The sequence below is a fragment of the Xenorhabdus yunnanensis genome (assembly GCF_028598805.1).
Taxonomy (GTDB): domain Bacteria; phylum Pseudomonadota; class Gammaproteobacteria; order Enterobacterales; family Enterobacteriaceae; genus Xenorhabdus; species Xenorhabdus yunnanensis.
On the sequence record NZ_JAQRFI010000295.1, the window covers coordinates 1 to 291 of the forward strand.

Consider the following 291-nt stretch of genomic DNA (forward strand, 5'->3'; position numbering starts at 1 on the left):
GACGAAATCGGGCAGGTGCTCGACAGTCTGGACTGCGGAACACTGCACGGCTTCCGCAACCGGGTGATGCTGGAAGTGCTCTGGAGCAGCGGCATTCGCCGCATGGAACTGGCTAACCTGCGCCCCGGGGACATTGATGCCGGGCGCGGGGTGCTCTGTGTGCGTCAGGGCAAGGGGCAAAAAGACCGGGTCGTGCCTATCGGCATCCGGGCGCTGGACTGGCTCACCCGGTATCTGGCGCAGGTCCGCCCGCGACTGGCTGCGCGCCGTGACAGTGGTTACCTGTTTATC

1 protein-coding gene is annotated in these 291 nt (G+C 65.3%); it reads left to right on the forward strand.

Going from position 1 to position 291, the window contains the following annotated elements:
- On the forward strand, positions 1-291 hold a 291-nt coding region (locus tag PSI23_RS23770), incomplete at both ends, for a tyrosine-type recombinase/integrase (protein ID WP_273557080.1).